This is a genomic window from Paenibacillus sp. Leaf72, assembly GCF_001422685.1.
Taxonomy (GTDB): Bacteria; Bacillota; Bacilli; order Paenibacillales; family Paenibacillaceae; genus Pristimantibacillus.
Genome location: NZ_LMLV01000025.1, coordinates 1 through 1,872 on the forward strand (window position 1 = coordinate 1; position 1,872 = coordinate 1,872).

3 protein-coding genes and 1 pseudogene are annotated in these 1,872 nt (G+C 62.6%); all 4 read left to right on the plus strand.

Going from position 1 to position 1,872, the window contains the following annotated elements:
- Positions 1-44 precede the first annotated feature (44 nt).
- On the plus strand, positions 45-287 hold a 243-nt coding region (locus ASF12_RS35805; protein WP_268795452.1), incomplete at its 3' end, for an AMP-binding protein.
- A gap of 16 nt (positions 288-303) precedes the next feature.
- A partial coding sequence (locus tag ASF12_RS35810; protein WP_268795453.1) for an AMP-binding protein occupies positions 304-1,008 on the plus strand: 705 nt, incomplete at its 3' end.
- Positions 1,009-1,075: 67 nt separating this feature from the next.
- The coding region (locus ASF12_RS35815; RefSeq protein ID WP_268795454.1) for an AMP-binding protein at positions 1,076-1,434 on the plus strand (359 nt) is incomplete at its 3' end.
- Between the two features lies 1 nt (position 1,435).
- Positions 1,436-1,872, plus strand: a pseudogene (locus ASF12_RS35820) (AMP-binding protein); the annotation flags it as partial.

Below are 1,872 nucleotides of genomic sequence, written 5' to 3' on the forward strand. Positions count from 1 at the left end.
TGCACTTCAACGCTACGGAGCTGGAGCTCCCTGAGAACGCGACGGTGCATGGGCTATTCGAGCAGCAGGCTGCCCGAACGCCGGGGCATCCGGCGCTGGTGAGTGGACTGGCCGTGTGGACGTACGGCGAGCTGGACGGGCAAGCCAACCGCATCGCAGGCTGGCTGCGCGCGCAGGGCGTGAGCAGCGAAGACCGCGTCGGTGTGCTGCTGTCCCGTTCGCCTTGGCTGATCGCGGGTCTGCTGGGGATTATGAAAGCTGGTGCGGCCTATGTGCCACTGGATCCGNGAAGACCGCGTCGGTGTGCTGCTGTCCCGTTCGCCTTGGCTGATCGCGGGTCTGCTGGGGATTATGAAAGCTGGTGCGGCCTATGTGCCACTGGATCCGGCGCTGCCAGCCGGACGCATCGAAGGGATGGTCCGGGATGCCGGAATCCGCATTCTCTTAAGCGAAAAAGCCCAGCGGGAAACGGTGGCGGGCTGGGTAGAAACCCCGCTGCGTCAGGTGCTGTGTCTGGAGGAGCAGGCCACGAGCGGACGGCAGAAGGAGCAGATCTCAGATGCAGATGGTCAGCAGGAGGGGTATGCTTCAGACGGACAACAGAAGGATGACGATTCGCAGGTGAGGTTTGCCTCCGTGGAGGAACTGAACGCTTATTCCACGACAGCAACGAAGGTGGAGACCCGCGCTGAAGGCAGCGCGTATGTGATCTACACCTCGGGGACGACCGGCACGCCGAAAGGCGTGGTGGTGGAGCATCGAAACGTCGTCAACTTTATGACGGGGATGGTGGAAGCACTGCCCTTTGCGCCATCTGCGACCATGCTCAGTGTGACGACGGTGTCCTTTGACATCTTCGTGACCGAGAGCTGGGTACCGCTGAGCTGYGGCATGCAGGTTCTGCTGGCRAGCGAGGCGGAGCAGCAGGACCCTGCCCAGCTGGCTGCGCTGCTCACGAAGCATCCAGCCCAGGTGATGCAGACGACGCCTTCCCGGCTGGTGATGCTGNAGCGAGGCGGAGCAGCAGGACCCTGCCCAGCTGGCTGCGCTGCTCACGAAGCATCCAGCCCAGGTGATGCAGACGACGCCTTCCCGGCTGGTGATGCTGCTGGAGGATGCGCGCAGTGCCGCAGCGCTGCGTCCGATGCAGGCGCTGCTGATTGGCGGGGAGCCATTCCCTGCCACGCTGGAAAGACAATTGCGCGGTCAAACAGAGGCGGAGCTGTACAATATGTATGGCCCGACAGAAACGACGGTCTGGTCGACGTTTGCACACCTGAGAGAAGCGGGCGAAGGCGGAAAAATGAGCATCGGCCGTCCGCTGGGGAATACGCAAGTGTATGTGCTGAACGAGGCGCTGCAGGTGCAGCCGATCGGAGCGGTGGGAGAGCTGTGCATCGGAGGAGCAGGCGTAGCCCGTGGCTACTGGGCACGNTACAATATGTATGGCCCGACAGAAACGACGGTCTGGTCGACGTTTGCACACCTGAGAGAAGCGGGCGAAGGCGGAAAAATGAGCATCGGCCGTCCGCTGTCCAATACGCAGGTGTATGTGCTGAACGAGGCGCTGCAGGTGCAGCCGATCGGAGCGGTGGGAGAGCTGTGCATCGGAGGAGCAGGCGTAGCCCGTGGCTACTGGGCACGCGAGGAACTGACGAACGAGCGGTTTGTCGCGCATCCGTTTGCCCCMGGCGAGCGGATGTACCGGACTGGCGATTTAGCCAGATGGCTGCCGGATGGTCGTCTGGAGCATTTGGGCCGGATGGACCATCAGGTGAAGATACGGGGTTACCGGATCGAGCTGGGCGAGGTGGAAGCGCATCTGCTGCAAATCGAAGGGGTAAAAGAAGCGGTGGTGACGGTGATCGCTGG